The 15099-nt window shown below is 70.5% G+C and carries 10 protein-coding genes and 3 tRNA genes; 5 read left to right on the top strand and 8 right to left on the bottom strand.

The genetic code is table 11. From position 1 onward, the window contains the following. Positions 1-130 precede the first annotated feature (130 nt). The 3 genes from BLU79_RS32410 to BLU79_RS32400 form a co-directional block, all read right to left on the bottom strand. A tRNA-Ile gene (locus tag BLU79_RS32410) sits at positions 131-207 on the bottom strand. A 181-nt stretch (positions 208-388) separates the two neighbouring features. After that, positions 389-461: transfer RNA gene (locus BLU79_RS32405), tRNA-Asn, on the bottom strand. Positions 462-466: 5 nt separating this feature from the next. Beyond that, positions 467-539 (bottom strand) — tRNA-Asn (locus BLU79_RS32400). Positions 540-697: 158 nt separating this feature from the next. On the opposite strand from BLU79_RS32400, the gene BLU79_RS32395 reads away from it, so the two are divergent. The 4 genes from BLU79_RS32395 (at position 698) to BLU79_RS32380 (ending at position 6466) form a co-directional block, all read left to right on the top strand. Next, positions 698-1006 carry a YtxH domain-containing protein gene (locus BLU79_RS32395; RefSeq protein ID WP_093909530.1) on the top strand — a complete coding sequence of 103 codons (309 nt, stop codon included), beginning with the start codon at positions 698-700 and terminating at the stop codon, positions 1004-1006. Between the two features lie 178 nt (positions 1007-1184). Next, a complete protein-coding gene (locus BLU79_RS32390; protein WP_093909529.1) occupies positions 1185-2642 on the top strand; it encodes an FGGY family carbohydrate kinase in 1458 nt (485 codons plus the stop codon). 162 nt (positions 2643-2804) lie between these two features. After that, positions 2805-4538 carry an ABC transporter ATP-binding protein gene (locus tag BLU79_RS32385; RefSeq protein ID WP_093909528.1) on the top strand — a complete coding sequence of 578 codons (1734 nt, stop codon included), beginning with the start codon at positions 2805-2807 and terminating at the stop codon, positions 4536-4538. Next, complete coding sequence (locus tag BLU79_RS32380; RefSeq protein ID WP_093909527.1) at positions 4538-6466, top strand: ABC transporter ATP-binding protein; 1929 nt, start codon at positions 4538-4540, stop codon at positions 6464-6466. Before BLU79_RS32385 ends, BLU79_RS32380 begins: the two co-directional genes overlap by 1 nt. Positions 6467-6615: 149 nt before the next feature. Here BLU79_RS32380 and BLU79_RS32375 read toward each other — a convergent pair whose 3' ends face one another. The 3 genes from BLU79_RS32375 to BLU79_RS32365 form a co-directional block, all read right to left on the bottom strand. Continuing rightward, complete coding sequence (locus BLU79_RS32375; protein ID WP_093909526.1) at positions 6616-7926, bottom strand: RNA polymerase sigma factor; 1311 nt, start codon at positions 7924-7926, stop codon at positions 6616-6618. Between the two features lie 114 nt (positions 7927-8040). Next, on the bottom strand, positions 8041-9945 hold the full coding sequence (gene dnaG, locus BLU79_RS32370) for a DNA primase (RefSeq protein ID WP_093909525.1): 1905 nt from the start codon (positions 9943-9945) through the stop codon (positions 8041-8043). A gap of 29 nt (positions 9946-9974) precedes the next feature. Beyond that, a complete protein-coding gene (locus tag BLU79_RS32365) occupies positions 9975-11240 on the bottom strand; it encodes an NAD(P)/FAD-dependent oxidoreductase (protein ID WP_093909524.1) in 1266 nt (421 codons plus the stop codon). Positions 11241-11589: 349 nt separating this feature from the next. Here BLU79_RS32365 and BLU79_RS32360 point away from each other — a divergent pair, with 349 nt between their 5' ends. Then, positions 11590-12576 (top strand): ArsR/SmtB family transcription factor, encoded by a 987-nt coding sequence (locus tag BLU79_RS32360; protein WP_093909523.1) that lies wholly within the window; start codon positions 11590-11592, stop codon positions 12574-12576. Positions 12577-12600: 24 nt separating this feature from the next. On the opposite strand, the gene BLU79_RS32355 is transcribed toward BLU79_RS32360, so the two are convergent. Then, positions 12601-13854 carry a deoxyguanosinetriphosphate triphosphohydrolase gene (locus tag BLU79_RS32355; protein ID WP_093909522.1) on the bottom strand — a complete coding sequence of 418 codons (1254 nt, stop codon included), beginning with the start codon at positions 13852-13854 and terminating at the stop codon, positions 12601-12603. A gap of 164 nt (positions 13855-14018) precedes the next feature. Beyond that, positions 14019-14906, bottom strand: coding sequence for a sirohydrochlorin chelatase (locus tag BLU79_RS32350; RefSeq protein WP_093909521.1), 888 nt, complete (start codon positions 14904-14906; stop codon positions 14019-14021). Positions 14907-15099 lie beyond the last annotated feature (193 nt).

The raw sequence follows: 15099 nt of genomic DNA, 5'->3' as shown, positions 1-15099 counted from the left end.
CAGGCCGGCCTGGATCACGGGCCGTGGGACCGTGCCGACGATGAGCGAGGAGGCCTGAGGGGGCGCATGTCGTGGACACGCGGGGACGCTGACCTTCCACAGGTCAGATCGTTTCTGCACCGATGCCGCTTGGTGGGGCGGGTGGGACTCGAACCCACGGCCGACGGATTATGAGTCCGCTGCTCTAACCGGCTGAGCTACCGCCCCATAGCGGCGTGTCGCGTACAAGTGTGCGCGCCGTCTGCCGCAGCATAGCCGCTCATACGATCTCCTGCTTCGTATGGTCGACTTCGCCTGCCCTGAAGGACTCCGCCTTGACCTGCGCGGTTCCCTCGACAGGGACACGGACATGAAAAAGGACCCCTTCGTGGGGTCCTCGTTCAGCATGCTCCCCCGACTGGACTCGAACCAGTAACCTGCCGGTTAACAGCCGGCTGCTCTGCCAATTGAGCTACGGAGGACCGAGCTCCCCCGACTGGACTCGAACCAGTAACCTGCCGGTTAACAGCCGGCTGCTCTGCCAATTGAGCTACGGAGGAATGCCTCGTTGCATCGAACGTACCTACCTGGGTATTCGCCAGGGGGCGTGCGCTCGCTGCGACACATACATTAGCGCAAGCAGGGGGGTGCTCCGCCAATCGGTTCCCCCCGGCCGCGACGCCGCACCAGGGACCTACGCAAGGGAAGGGTGGCCGCCATGCGCTACCGGCTCACGTTCGTCGTCGGACTCGCCGTCGGTTACGTCCTGGGCACACGTGCCGGACGTGAGCGCTACGAGCAGCTGAAGAAGTCCGCCCGCGAGTTCGCCCAGAACCCCGCGGTCCGCAACACCGCCGAGTCGGCGGCCCAGCAGAGCCGCCATTTCGCGGGCAAGGCCTACCACACGGTCTCCGAGAAGGTGGGCGACCGAGTCCCCGAGTCGGTGGCGGCCCGAGTCCGCTCCCTGCGCGAACGCAGCGCCCACAACGGAGGCGCAGAGGACGACTGGGGCACCAGCAATACGTAGGCCGTACCTGTCGGCTGCTTGGCGTGTCGGTACGTCGTAGGCGCTGGGTGCTGCCACGCCCTGAAGGGGCGCGAGGAACTGCGCGACCAGCCCCACACCACCCGCACCCGAAAACCCACACGCACCCCCACGGCGCCCACGGCCCAAGCCAGCGCAGCGCTACGGCACAATTTGGGCCATGGGGATAGTCGCCGGGTTGGACAGTGCGCCCGATTTCACTCGCATCGTCGTCTGCGACACGGACACAGGTGCCGTGCTCAGGCAGGGGTATGCCCCGCACCCGGTGGAATCGCCGGACGGCGGCGGCACCCGTCCCTCCGATGTCGATCCGCAGGCTTGGCTGCTGTCCCTCGGTGAGGCGGCCGGGGGCGGGCTGCTCGAAGGTGTGCAGGCCATCGGGGTGTCGGCGCAGCAGAACGCGGTGGTGCCGCTCGACGCGCAGGGCAATACCGTGCGCCCCGCGATGGTCGGCGGCGACAAACGTGCGCAGGTCGCGGCGGCCGATCTGATCGACGCGCTGGGCGGGCGCGAGGCGTGGGCGCAGGCGGTGGGGTGTGTGCCGCAGGCCGCGCAGCCGGTGACGAAGCTGCGCTGGCTGGCCAAGACGGAGCCGGAGAACGCCGTACGCGCCGCCGTGCTGATGCAGGCGCACGACTGGCTGGTGTGGCAGCTGCTCGGTCGGCCCGTGAGAAGGACCACAGATCGCGGTGGGGCCTCCGGGACGGGTTACTGGTCGGCGGCGACCGGTACCTACCGCGGGGATCTCGTCGAGCTGGCGCTCGGCCACCAGGCGATGCTGCCCGAGGTGATCGGGCCGGCGGAAGCGGCCGGTACGACCCCCGAAGGGCTGCTGATCTCCGCGGGGACCGGCGAGACCATGGCCGCCGCCTTCGGGCTCGGCATCGGGCTCGGTGACGCCGTCGTGTCGCTCGGCGCGTCCGGGTCCGTGATGGCCGTGCATCCCGAGGCGCTCGTCGACAGCAGCGGGATGATCACCTCCCTGGCCGACGCGACGGGCATGCACCTCCCGGTCGTCACCACCCTGAACGCCGTACGCACCCTGCGCGGCACCGCCGAACTCCTCGGCGTGCCCGATCTGGAGAGCCTGTCCGACCTGGCGATGAAGTCGACGCCGGGGGCCCATGGGCTGGTGCTGCTGCCCTACCTGGAGGGGGAACGGACGCCTAATCTGCCGCACACCGCGGGCACGCTGGCCGGGCTTCGGCGGGAGTCGATGAAGCCGGAGCATCTGGCGCGGGCCGCGTTCGAGGGCATGCTGTGCGGGCTCGCGGACGCGCTCGACGTGCTGCGCGGCCGGGGTGTCGAGGTACGGCGGATCTTCCTGCTCGGGGCGGTCGCCGAGCTGTCGGCCGTGCAGGCGGCGGCGCCGGCGCTGTTCGGGGCGCAGGTCGTCGTACCGCAGCCCGCGGACTACGCGGCGATCGGCGCGGCCCGGCAGGCCGCCTGGGCGCTCGGTGTGTCGCAGGGCACCCTCGACCCGCGCACCCCGCCGGTCTGGCAGGGCGCGGCCGCGCAGGTCCTGGAGCCCGGTGAGGAGCTGGCAGTGGGTCAGGCGGTGCGGCAGCAGTTCGTGTCCGTGCGGGATCAGACGCATCCCGGGGCGTTCCGGCCGTAGCGACGGGATGTGCGGAAGGTAAGAGACCGGTAGGAAGCGAACCCGGAAGGCCGTACGGAGCCGCGCTGACGGCTTAATCGGTTGAGGTAACACCACCGGAGTGTTCGACGATAGGGGCCAGGGGCAACCAATCGCCCCGTCGTCGACTCCGAGAGAAGCAGCGTGCTCATACGACTTCTGCGGACCTACCTCAGGCCCTACCGAAAACCCATCGCCTGGCTGGTGCTGCTGCAGTTCCTGCAGACCTGCGCCACCCTCTACCTGCCCACGCTGAACGCGGACATCATCGACAAGGGCGTCGTCAACGGCGACACCGGTTACATCCTCAGCTACGGCGCCCTGATGGTCGGCATCTCGCTGGCGCAGGTCGTGTGCAACATCGGTGCCGTGTACTACGGCGCCCGGACCGCGTCGGCGCTCGGGCGGGACATGCGGGCGGCCGTCTTCGACCGGGTGCAGTCCTTCTCGGCGCGTGAGGTCGGGCACTTCGGCGCGCCCTCGCTGATCACCCGGACGACCAATGACGTCCAGCAGGTGCAGATGCTGGCGCTGATGACGTTCACGCTGATGGTGTCGGCGCCGATCATGTGCGTGGGCGGCATCGTGCTGGCCCTCGGCCTGGATGTGCCGCTGTCGGCGGTGCTGGTCGCGGTGGTGCCGGTGCTCGGCATCAGCGTGACCTTGATCGTACGGCGGCTGCGGCCGCTGTTCCGGACCATGCAGGAGCGCCTGGACACGGTGAACCGGGTGCTGCGCGAGCAGATCACCGGCAATCGCGTGATCCGTGCCTTCGTGCGGGACGAGTACGAGCAGCAGCGCTTCGGGAAGGCCAACGCCGAGCTCACCGACATGGCGATGGGCACCGGCAGGCTGCTCGCGCTGATGTTCCCGATCGTCATGACGGTGGTGAACCTGTCGTCCATCGCGGTGGTGTGGTTCGGCGCCCACCGGATCGACAGCGGCGGGATGCAGATCGGTGACCTGACCGCGTTCCTCGCCTATCTCATGCAGATCGTGATGTCCGTGATGATGGCCACCTTCATGTTCATGATGGTGCCGCGCGCGGAGGTGTGCGCCGAGCGCATCCAGGAGGTCCTGGACACGTCGTCGAGCGTGGTGCCGCCGGTCGCGCCGGTGCGGGAGCTGCGCCGGCACGGTCATCTGGAGATCCGGGGCGCCGGGTTCCGCTACCCGGGTGCCGAGGAGCCGGTGCTGAAGGGGATCGACCTGGTGGCCCGGCCCGGTGAGGTGACCGCCGTGATCGGGTCGACGGGCAGCGGCAAGTCGACGCTGCTGGGGCTCGTGCCCCGGCTGTTCGACGCGACCGACGGCCAGGTGCTCGTGGACGGCGAGGACGTGGCGGGCATCGAGCCCCAGCTGCTGGCGAAGACGGTCGGCCTCGTGCCGCAGAAGCCGTACCTGTTCGCGGGGACGGTGGCGACGAACCTGCGCTACGGCAACCCCGACGCGACGGACGAGGAGCTGTGGCACGCGCTGGAGGTGGCGCAGGCCAAGGGGTTCGTGGAGGGTCTGGAGAGCGGGCTCGACGCCCCCATCGCGCAGGGCGGCACGAATGTCTCCGGTGGTCAGCGGCAGCGGCTGGCGATCGCGCGGACGCTCGTCCAGCGCCCGGAGATCTATCTCTTCGACGACTCCTTCTCCGCCCTCGACTACGCGACGGACGCGGCGCTGCGTACGGCGCTCGGGCGTGAGACCGCCGAGGCGACCGTCGTCATCGTCGCCCAGCGGGTGGCGACCATCCGGGACGCGGACCGGATCGTCGTACTCGACGAGGGACGGGTCGTCGGCGCGGGCCGGCACCACGAGCTGATGGCGGACAACGAGACCTACCGGGAGATCGTGCTCTCCCAGCTGACGGAAGCGGAGGCTGCCTGATGGCCGGGCCGATGGGGCGGATGATGGCCGGCGGTGGCCCCGACCAGCACTCGCTGGACTTCAAGGTGTCGGGCAAGCGGCTCGTCGCACAGTTCAAGCCCGAGCGGCTCACGATCTACGCGCTGCTGTTCTGTGTGGTCGTGAGTGTGGGTCTGTCGGTCGCCGGGCCGAAGATCCTCGGTGCGGCCACCGACCTGGTCTTCGCCGGTATCGTCGGGCGGCAGTTCGAGTCCGGGATGACCAAGGAGCAAGTCCTCACGACCATGCGGGAGCGCGGCGACAGCCAGATCGCCGACATGCTGCGCAGCACCGACTTCACGCCGGGCCAGGGCATCGACTTCGGCGCGGTGGGGAACGTACTGCTGCTCGCGCTCACCGTGTTCCTCGTCGCCGGTCTGCTGATGGCGGTGGCGACGCGGCTGGTGAACCGGGCCGTGAACCGCACGATGTACCGGATGCGCGAGGACGTGCAGGCGAAGCTGTCGCGGCTGCCGCTGTCGTACTTCGACAAGAGCCGGCGCGGTGAGGTGCTGTCCCGGGCGACCAACGACATCGACAACATCGGGCAGACGCTCCAGCAGTCGATGGGCCAGCTCATCAACTCGGTGCTGACCATCATCGGCGTACTGGCGATGATGTTCTGGGTGTCGTGGCTGCTGGCGCTGGTCGCGCTGGTGACCGTGCCGCTGTCGTTCTTCGTGGCCACGCGCGTGGGCAAGCGGTCGCAGCCGCACTTCGTGCAGCAGTGGCGTTCGACCGGCAAGCTCAACGCGCACGTCGAGGAGATGTACACCGGGCACACCCTGGTGAAGGTGTTCGGGCGGCAGGAGGAGTCGGCGAAGCAGTTCGCCGAGCAGAACGAGGCGCTGTACGAGGCGGGCTTCAAGGCGCAGTTCAACAGCGGTGTGATGCAGCCGCTGATGCTGTTCGTGTCGAACATCAACTACGTGCTGGTCGCGGTGGTCGGAGGTCTGCGGGTCGCGTCGGGCTCGCTGTCCATCGGCGATGTGCAGGCCTTCATCCAGTACTCGCGGCAGTTCTCCATGCCGCTGACGCAGGTCGCGTCGATGGCGAACCTCGTGCAGTCGGGTGTCGCCTCGGCGGAGCGGATCTTCGAGCTGCTGGACGCGGAGGAGCAGGAGGCGGATCCCGTGCCGGGCGTGCGGCCGGAGGAGCTGCGGGGGCGGGTGGCGCTGGAGGGGGTGTCCTTCCGGTACGACCCCGAGAAGCCGCTGATCGAGGACCTGTCGCTGACGGTGGAACCCGGGCACACGGTCGCGATCGTCGGCCCGACGGGCGCCGGCAAGACGACCCTGGTCAACCTGCTGATGCGGTTCTACGACGTCTCGTCCGGACGCATCACCCTCGACGGCGTCGACATCTCCCGGATGTCCCGGGACGAACTGCGCGCCGGGATCGGGATGGTGCTCCAGGACACCTGGCTGTTCGGGGGCACGATCGCGGAGAACATCGCGTACGGGGCGTCCCGGGACGTGACTCGGGGCGAGATCGAGGAGGCCGCGCGTGCCGCCCACGCCGATCGGTTCATCCGTACGCTGCCCGACGGGTACGACTCGGTGATCGACGACGAGGGCAGCGGGGTCAGCGCGGGCGAGAAGCAGCTGATCACCATCGCTCGGGCGTTCCTGTCCGACCCGGTGATCCTGGTGCTGGACGAGGCGACGTCGTCGGTCGACACCCGGACCGAGGTGCTGATCCAGAAGGCGATGGCGAAGCTGGCACACGGGCGTACGTCGTTCGTCATCGCCCACCGCTTGTCGACCATCCGGGACGCGGACACGATCCTCGTCATGGAGAACGGGTCGATCGTGGAACAGGGTGCGCACGGGGAGTTGTTGGCGGCGGACGGGGCTTATGCGCGGTTGTACAAGGCGCAGTTCGCGCAGGCGGTGGCGGAGGTGGACTGACGACTGCGGGACCGTTGTGGCTGGTCGCGCCCACGCGGCGGAGCCGCATATTGATACAGCCCCGCGCCCCTAAAAAAGGGGCGTCACCTGCACGTACCCAAGGGGCGCGGGGAACTGCGCGACCAGCCCCCACCGGCCCGCAGACGGCATCAGTCCAGATAGCCCCTCAGCTGATCCGCGAACGCATGGTCCCGCAGCTTGTTCAACGTCTTCGACTCGATCTGCCTGATCCGTTCCCGCGTCACGCCGAAGATGCGGCCGATCTCCTCCAGCGTGCGCGGGCGGCCGTCCGCCAGCCCGTAACGAAGTTGGACGACCTTGCGTTCGCGCTCGCCGAGGGTCGACAGGACCGCTTCCAGGTGTTCCCTGAGCAGCAGGAACGCCGCCGACTCCACGGGTGACGCCGCGTCGCCGTCCTCGATGAGGTCGCCGAGCGCCACGTCGTCCTCCTCGCCCACCGGCGCATGCAGCGACACGGGTTCCTGGGCCAGCCGCAGGACCTCGCTGACGCGCTCGGGCAGCAGGTCGAGGTGGGCGGCGACCTCTTCCGGCGTCGGTTCGTAGCCGCGTTCCTGCAGCATGCGGCGCTGTACGCGGACGACCCGGTTGATCAACTCGACGACGTGGACCGGCACTCGGATGGTGCGGGCCTGGTCGGCGAGGGCGCGGGACATGGCCTGGCGGATCCACCAGGTGGCGTAGGTCGAGAACTTGTAGCCGCGGGCGTAGTCGAACTTCTCGACGGCCCGGATCAGGCCGAGGTTCCCCTCCTGGACGAGGTCGAGCATGGTGAGGCCACGCCCGACGTACCTCTTCGCCACGGACACGACGAGCCGCAGGTTCGCCTCGATCAGGCGGCGCTTGGCCATGCGGCCCATAACGACCAGACGGTCCAGGTCGAGGGCGAGCCGGCTCTCCAGGTCGGGGGCGCTGCTCAGCTTCTCCTCGGCGAACAGACCGGCCTCGACGCGGCGGGCGAGTTCGACCTCCTCGGCCGCGGTGAGCAGAGGGATGCGTCCGATCTCCCGCAGGTACTGGCGGAAGAGGTCCGAGGAGGGGCCGCTGGTGTCGGCACGGCTGCGGCTCGGCAGCGGCGCTTCGACCGGCTCGGCGGCGTCGGCGTCACCGGCCAGGGCCTCGGCGGGCGGCTCCGCCGGCTCCGGCGCGGCCTCCGGTTCCGTCTCGGGGTGGTGCGCGACACGGCTCTGCGGCGGCACCGCGACGAGAACGTCGGCTTCCGCGTCCGGTTCCGTGCCTTCGGTACTGCTGTCGGTCTGGCTGAGGGTCTGGGTCTGCACGGGGGCGACCTCCAGGATGATCGCTGCCGAGGCATACGGCAGCGCTGCTTCGAGAGCGGAGTGGGCGGCCTCGCCGCTGTCCGTCCCGTACGCGATGAGCGGAACCGCGGGGGTGTGGGACCCGTGGGGAACGGATCGGCCGCGCTCCGAGGACTCAGGCACCGGAACCCAGTGTGGAGTACGACACATCACCGCCACGAGGGGCGTGCGGTGACTTTTTGCGTCCGGTCCGTGACCGCGCGGTTACCCAGCCGTACGCAAACCGCCGCGCACCACTCAGAGCGCCGCCGCGCCCCGCTCGCGCAATGCCTGGTCGTACTGCTGCAACACCCACAGTTCGTTCTGTACGGCGGCGAGTTGGGCGGGGTCGCCGCCCGCGCCGAGGCGGGTCAGCTGGCTCTGGATGTCGCGGATGCGGCGCTCGACGGCGCGGCGGCGGACGGTGACGAGTTGTTCGCCGGCGTAGTTCTCGTCGACGGTCCTGCGCATGATCGCCTCGACCGCGAGCTCCGTGACCATCGCGCGCACCTGGTCGTCGGGGGCCGCCTCGCGGACGCGGACCAGGTACTCCTGCCCGTCCTGGACGCCGTACTCGGCGCCGCCCGCGTCCAGGATCGCCTGGCGTACGGCGGCGTACGGCGCGGCGGTGAACTCGTCGACGCCGTACGCGTCGACCGCCGGGGAGACCAACTCGGGGCGCTGGAGGGCGAGTTTCAGCAACTCGCGTTCGGTGGCGTACACCGGGTTGCGGAGGGTCAGCGCCGGGCCGGACGTGCGGGGCGTGGGAGCGGCGTCGTACGGCTGCTGCGGGCCCCGGTTCGCCGGTGCCGGTCCCCTGCCGCCCCGGTCCCGCGCCCAACGCGCCAGCTGGGCCACCCGCTTGACCACGAACTGGGTGTCGAGGATGCCGAGCATGCCCGCGAGCTGGACGGCCACCTCGTGCTGGGCGCCGCTGTTCTTGATGCGGGCCACGATGGGCGCCGCCTCGTCCAGCGCGGCGGCCCGGCCCGCCGGGGTGTCGAGGTCGTAGCGGACGACGATCTGGCGGAGCGCGAACTCGAAGAGCGGGGTGCGGGGTTCGGCCAGGTCGGCGACCGCCTCGTCGCCCTTGGCCAGCCGCAGTTCGCAGGGGTCCATGCCGTCCGGCGCGATCGCGATGTATGTCTCCGCCGCGAACTTCTGGTCGTCCTCGAAGGCGCGCAGGGCCGCCTTCTGGCCTGCCGCGTCGCCGTCGAAGGTGAAGATCACGCGGGCCGAGCCGTTGTCCATCAGCAGTCGGCGGAGGATCTTGATGTGGTCGCCGCCGAAGGCCGTACCGCAGGTGGCGATGGCGGTGGTGACGCCGGCCAGGTGGCAGGCCATGACGTCGGTGTAGCCCTCGACCACGACCGCGCGGCTGGCCTTGGCGATGTCCTTCTTCGCCAGGTCGATTCCGTAGAGGACCTGGGATTTCCTGTAGATCGCCGTGTCGGGGGTGTTGAGGTACTTGGGGCCGTTGTCCGCCTCGTACAACTTGCGGGCGCCGAAGCCGACCACGTCGCCGCCAATGTCCCTGATCGGCCACATCAGACGGCCCCGGAAGCGGTCGATGGGGCCCCGGCGGCCCTCCTGCGACAGCCCGGACAGGAGCAGTTCCTTGTCGGTGAAGCCCTTGCCGCGCAGGAAGCGGGTGAGGTGGTCCCAGCCCTGGGGGCTGTAGCCGACGCCGAAGTGGACGGCGGCGGACTGGTCGAAGCCGCGCTCGGCGAGGAAGATCCGGCCGGTGTCCGCCTCGGGACTGGTCGCCAGCTGCTCGGCGTACCACTCGGCGGCGATCTTGTGGGCCTCGACCAGGCGGATGCGTTCGCCGCGCTGGTGGGAGGGGTTGTAGCCGCCCTCCTCGTAGCGCAGGGTGATGCCGGCCTGGGCGGCGAGGCGCTCGACCGACTCCGAGAACGTGAGGTGGTCGACCTTCATCACGAACGTGATGGTGTCGCCGCCCTCCTGGCAGCCGAAGCAGTGGAAGAGTCCCTTGCTCGGGCTGACCTGGAAGGACGGCGACTTCTCGTCGTGGAAGGGGCAGAGTCCCTTGAGGTTCCCGCCGCCCGCGTTGCGCAGCTGGAGGTACTCGGACACCACGGCGTCGATCGGGACCGCGTCCCGTACCGCCTTCACGTCCTCGTCGTTGATCCGTCCTGCCACGCAGTGATTCTACGGGGGTGCACTGACACCTAAGAGACGAGGCTTTCGAGCGGAACGTGCGGGTCCGCCAGCGCCTCCGTGTTCACCTGGGCCTTGGAGCGGATCAGCTGCTGGATCGGCTCTGTGACGTCCCACACATTCACATTCATCCCGGCCAGGACCCTGCCGCCCTTCACCCAGAACGCGATGAACTCCCGCTTCCCGGCGTCCCCCCGGATCACCACTTCGTCGTACGACCCCGGCGGCGCCCACCCGCTGTACTCCATCCCCAAGTCGTACTGGTCGGAGAAGAAATAGGGCACCCGGTCGTAGACGACGTCCTGCCCGAGCATCGCCCGCGCCGCCGCCGGTCCCCCGTTCAGCGCGTTGGCCCAGTGCTCCACCCGCAGCCGGGTGTCGAACAGGGCGTGCGGGAAGGACGCGACGTCGCCGGCCGCGTAGATGTCGGGGTCGGAGGTGCGCAGCCGCTCGTCGACCACCACGCCGTGGCCGTGGGCGCGGTCGGCGATCTCCAGCCCCGCCGCCTCCGCGAGGCCGATGCGGGGGGCCGCGCCGATCGCCGCCAGGACGTCGTGCGCGGGGTGCTCCTCGCCGTCGTCGGTGCGCGCGGCCAGCACCATGCCGTCCTGGCCGACGATCTCCGTCAGCCGCCTGCCGAAGTGGAACCGCACCCCGTGGTCGCGGTGCAGCTCGCCGAAGAGCCCGCCCAGCTCCGGGCCGAGGACGCCGTGCAGCGGGGTCGGCTCCGGCTCGACGACGGTGACCTCGGCGCCGTACTCGCGGGCCGCCGCCGCGACCTCCAGGCCGATCCAGCCGGCGCCGGCGATCACGATGTGCCCGTTGTCGCGGCCCAGCGACATCAGGACGCCCTTGAGGCGCTCGGCGTGCGCGAGGCGGCGCAGGTGGTGGACGCCGGCCAGGTCCGTGCCCGGGATGTCCAGGCGGCGCGGCTCGGCACCGGTGGCCAGCAGGAGCTTGTCGTAGTGGACGACCGTGCCGTCCTCGCCGAACCGCACCGACTTCGCCTCGCGGTCGATCGCGTCGACGGTCTGGCCGAGGTGCAGTTCGATGTCGTTGCGCGCGTACCAGGCGGGCTCGTGCACGAAGACGCTGTCGCGCTCCTCCTTGCCGAGGAGGTAGCCCTTGGAGAGGGGCGGCCGCTCGTACGGGTGGTCGCGCTCGTCGCAGATCAGTATCACCCGCCCGGTGAAGCCCTCCGAACGGAGTGTCTCGGCCGCCTTCGCGCCGGCGAGTCCTCCGCCGACGATGACGAATGTCTGATCCGCGTCGACCACTTGATGCCTCCTCGTAAGGGTGCCGCCACATGCGAGCGTCCCGCACGCAGCGTGATGCGGGAAGAGGGGGTGACCCGATCAGGCCACGCAGGGTCACTTTCGAGTGCCCGTTCGCCCCATGTGTCTCACCCGTCGCGGGCCCCTGAGTGCTCCGCGGAGAAGGCCGGCGGCGCGCCTGCCTCCCCCCGGGACAGGCGCTCCCCCACCGCGCCAAGGGTCCCGCGATGGCCGGGAGTTGTCGGGACATTCGTTCAGAACGCAAAGTGCACGGCGCGCTCCGTGGACCTCGCCCGTTCCGTGGCTACGGTGGAGGAGTTGAGCAAACGCTTGCACAGGCTGCGGGGGACGCATGCTGCGTATCGACTTCACGGCGGAGGATCTGAACCGATTACGGGTCGCGGGGGAGCCGGACCCGCTCTGGGAGACCGTGCTGAGCCTGATGCGGCTGCAGGACCGCGGCGCCTCGCTGGTCTTCGACCCGTGGCGGCGCGAGGTGCGCGCCGCGCTCGCCCGGAAGGGGCTGACCTCGACGGCGACCGCGCTGATGCTGCTCGCGCGCCGTGCCGCGTACTTCCCGGACTTTCTGACTCCCGGGCAGGGCGTCGCGGACCTCGAGGTGGGCATCGACCTGGTGCTCGGCACCCCGAGGCGCCGGCTCACGCACGAGCTGTCGAAGCTGTTCCCGAAGGCCCCGCCGCCAGGTTTCCGGCGGCTCGGCGAGGGCGACCCGCGGGCACTGGAGCTGCTCGGCGAGGCGCTGATCCGCTACTACGCGGTGGCGGTGGAGCCGTATCTCCCGGCGATCCGCGCGGCGGTGGCGGCGGACCGCTCGGTGCGGGCGGAGGCGGCTCTGAGCTCGGGTCCCCAAGGCCTGCTCGAGAGCTACCGCACGGTCCTCGGCCGGGAGGAGGAGGCGCTGGTCACCGACTATCCCTTCCACCGGGCGCTACTGCTGGACGGGCGCCCGCTGACGATCGTCCCGGCCTTCTTCTGCATCCGCACCCCGGTGACGCTCGCCGACCCGCACCTCGACCCCGTCCTGGTCCATCCGCTGCACCCGGCGCCCGGCTGGCTGGCCCGCTCCCGGCGGGAGGCCTCCGGGCAGCTGCCGGTGGCCCAGCTGATCGGCCCCACCCGGGCCATGGTCCTGGACGCGCTGGAGTATCCGCACACCACGACCGCGCTCGCCGAACTCCTCCAGCTCACCCCGCCGACGGCCAGCCGGCATGCGACGGTGCTGCGGGAGGCGGGGCTGGTGGAGTCACGGCGGCAGGGAAACCGGGTGTTCCATCGGCGGACCCAGCTCGGCGACGCCCTCCTGAACGGTGCGCTCTAGGCCCGTACGGATGCACGGGGCCCTTCAGGCACGTTGGGTGAGCCGTGTGTGCAGCGCGCGCGCCGACGCGTCCGTCAGGGACGCGATCTGGTCGACGATCACGCGCTTGCGGGCGCGGTCGTCGGCGGCCACGTCGAACAGGGCCCGGAACTGCGGGTCGAGCCCGTCGGGCGCGCGGGTGGTGAGCGCCTCGGCCAGTTCGGCGACCACGATCCGCTGGTCGGCGCGGAGCCGCTCCTGCTCGGCGCGCTGCATGACATACCGGTCGGCGACCGCCTTGAGCACCGCACACTCCAGGCGGGTCTCGTGCGGTACGACGAGTTCGGCGCCGTAGCGGGTGAGCCGGCCGTCGCCGTACGCCGCGCGCGTGGCGCTCTCCGCGGCCAGGCAGAAACGGCCGATGAGCTGGCTGGTGGCGTCCTTGAGGCGGGCCTGGGCGACGGCGGAGCCGTCGTAGCCGTGCGGCCACCACTCCTCGTCCTGGAGCCGGTCGAGGGCGGCGGCGAGTTCGGCCGGGTCGGTGTCCTCGGGGACGTACCGTCCGATGGCCACCGCGAAGACCGCCCGGCGTTCGGGCTCCGCGTGCAGGCAGTTGGGGTCGATGTGGCCGGCGTGCAGGCCGTCCTCGACGTCGTGCACGGAGTACGCCACATCGTCGGACCAGTCCATGACCTGGGCCTCGAAGGTGGTGCGGGCGCCGGGGGCGTCCTTGCGGACCCAGTCGAAGACGGGGCGGTCGTCCTCGTAGACGCCGAACTTCGGTGACGTCGGGTCGGTGGGGTGGGCGCCGCGGGGCCAGGGGTACTTGGTGGCGGCGTCGAGGGTGGCCCGGGTGAGGTTGAGGCCCACGGAGCCCTCCGGGGTGAACCGCTTGGGCTCGATGCGGGTGAGGAGTCTCAGGGACTGGGCGTTGCCCTCGAAGCCGCCGCAGTCCTCGGCGAACTCGTTGAGGGCGACCTCGCCGTTGTGGCCGAACGGGGGGTGGCCGAGGTCGTGGGAGAGGCAGGCTGCCTCCACGAGGTCGGGGTCGCAGCCGAGAGCTGCGCCTAGTTCTCGGCCTACCTGGGCGCACTCCAGGGAGTGGGTGAGGCGGGTTCTCGGGCTGGGGTCCCAGGCGTTGCTGTGGGTTCCTGGGGTGACGACCTGGGTCTTGCCCGCGAGCCTTCTGAGCGCGGCGGAGTGCAGGATTCGGGCGCGGTCGCGTTGGAAGGCGGTTCGGCCGGGGCGCTTGTCCGGTTCGGGGGCCCAGCGTTCGGTTGACGGCAGGTCGTACGGCATGACTCGACAGTACGGGCAGGTGGTGACAAACGGAGTGCGCCTTTGCGTCTGCCGGGTTCTGGTGTCTGGCGAGTGCGGGTCGTGGGGGGCTGGTCGCGCCCACGCGGCGGAGCCGCACATCGATACAGCCCCGCGCCCCTGACGGCACTGCCCTCCCCGGCGTTTTAAGCCGACGCCAACTCCGGTGCTGTCGTCACCGGCGTCGCCGCCATCTGGTCGTAGCGGTGGAGGAGCAGGCTCGCCATCGCCGGGTGGGTGCCCAGGGGGGCCGAGGCGATCCAGGGGGCCGCCTGCGCGGACTCCGTTGCGAAGCGGCCCGGGGCCGTGAAGTACGAGGCCACGGCCACTCTGGTGCGGCCTCGGGTTGCCAGGGCGCGCAGCGCGTCGGGGACCGTGGGGGCCGCTGTCGTCGCGTAGGCCGGGATCACGGGGACGCCCAGGCGGTTGGCGAGGAGCTGGGCCGTGCGGGACGTGTCCACCTTTGACTCGGGGTCGCGGGAACCCGCCGCCGCCAGGACGACCGCGCTGCTGCGGCGGGTGGGCTCGTCCATGCGGGTGCGCCAGCCCGCCTCCACCAGACGGGTGTACAGGGCCTCGACCAGCAGGGGGTGCGGGCCGAGGGCGCCGGCCACGCGTGCGCGTACCGGCGACTCGGCGGCCATCTCGGGGATGTCGCGCTTGATGTGGTAGCCGCGGCTGAGGAGGAGCGGGACGAGGATCGCCTCGCGGTCGCCGAGGGCGGCGAGGGTGTCGGGGAGCAGGGGCTCGTTCAGCTCGATGTGGCCGAGGTGGACCGGCAGGGCGGGGCGCAGCTCGCGGACCTCGTCGAGGAGGGCGCGGACGGTGCTCAGGGCGCGCGGGTCGCGGCTGCCGTGGGCCACGACGACCAGCGCGGGCGGTTCGGGGCGCCGCCTGCCGTCGAGCGAGACGAGGCTGAGCTGGCGGGCGAGCTGGCTGCTGATCCGGTTCATGATGTGCGCCGTACTGTCGAGGTGGGCCCCCGGGCCGGGGAGGGTCGTGGACTCGTCGCGAGGAGGGTTCGACGCCGTCATGGATCGATGGTGAGGGCGGGACGTTGCCTCCCCGTTGCGCGTGAATAACGGGTGTTTACGCCGGGTTCACGGTGGGGTTCCTGGGGTGTGTGAGGTGGCGTGACCTGCGGTTTCGGTGGGTGAAGTGAAGCTGGTCACGTTCGAGGCGGTGAACCGACGACCCTGACAGGACGTCCCTGACTGTCGAGGACAG

The organism is Streptomyces sp. cf386, from assembly GCF_900103585.1.
Classification (GTDB): domain Bacteria; phylum Actinomycetota; class Actinomycetes; order Streptomycetales; family Streptomycetaceae; genus Streptomyces.
Note: the sequence above shows the minus strand (reverse complement) of the source record. Positions and strands in the feature narration are given on the sequence as shown.

What these genes read in the sequence shown, in the direction of transcription:
- BLU79_RS32395 (WP_093909530.1), top strand. Translation starts at nt 698, where the DNA reads ATGCGCTACCGGCTCACGTTCGTCGTCGGACTCGCCGTCGGTTACGTC.
- BLU79_RS32390 (WP_093909529.1), top strand. Translation starts at nt 1,185, where the DNA reads ATGGGGATAGTCGCCGGGTTGGACAGTGCGCCCGATTTCACTCGCATC.
- BLU79_RS32380 (WP_093909527.1), top strand. Translation starts at nt 4,538, where the DNA reads ATGGCCGGGCCGATGGGGCGGATGATGGCCGGCGGTGGCCCCGACCAG.
- BLU79_RS32360 (WP_093909523.1), top strand. Translation starts at nt 11,590, where the DNA reads ATGCTGCGTATCGACTTCACGGCGGAGGATCTGAACCGATTACGGGTC.
- BLU79_RS32355 (WP_093909522.1), bottom strand. Translation starts at nt 13,854, where the DNA reads ATGCCGTACGACCTGCCGTCAACCGAACGCTGGGCCCCCGAACCGGAC.
- BLU79_RS32350 (WP_093909521.1), bottom strand. Translation starts at nt 14,906, where the DNA reads ATGACGGCGTCGAACCCTCCTCGCGACGAGTCCACGACCCTCCCCGGC.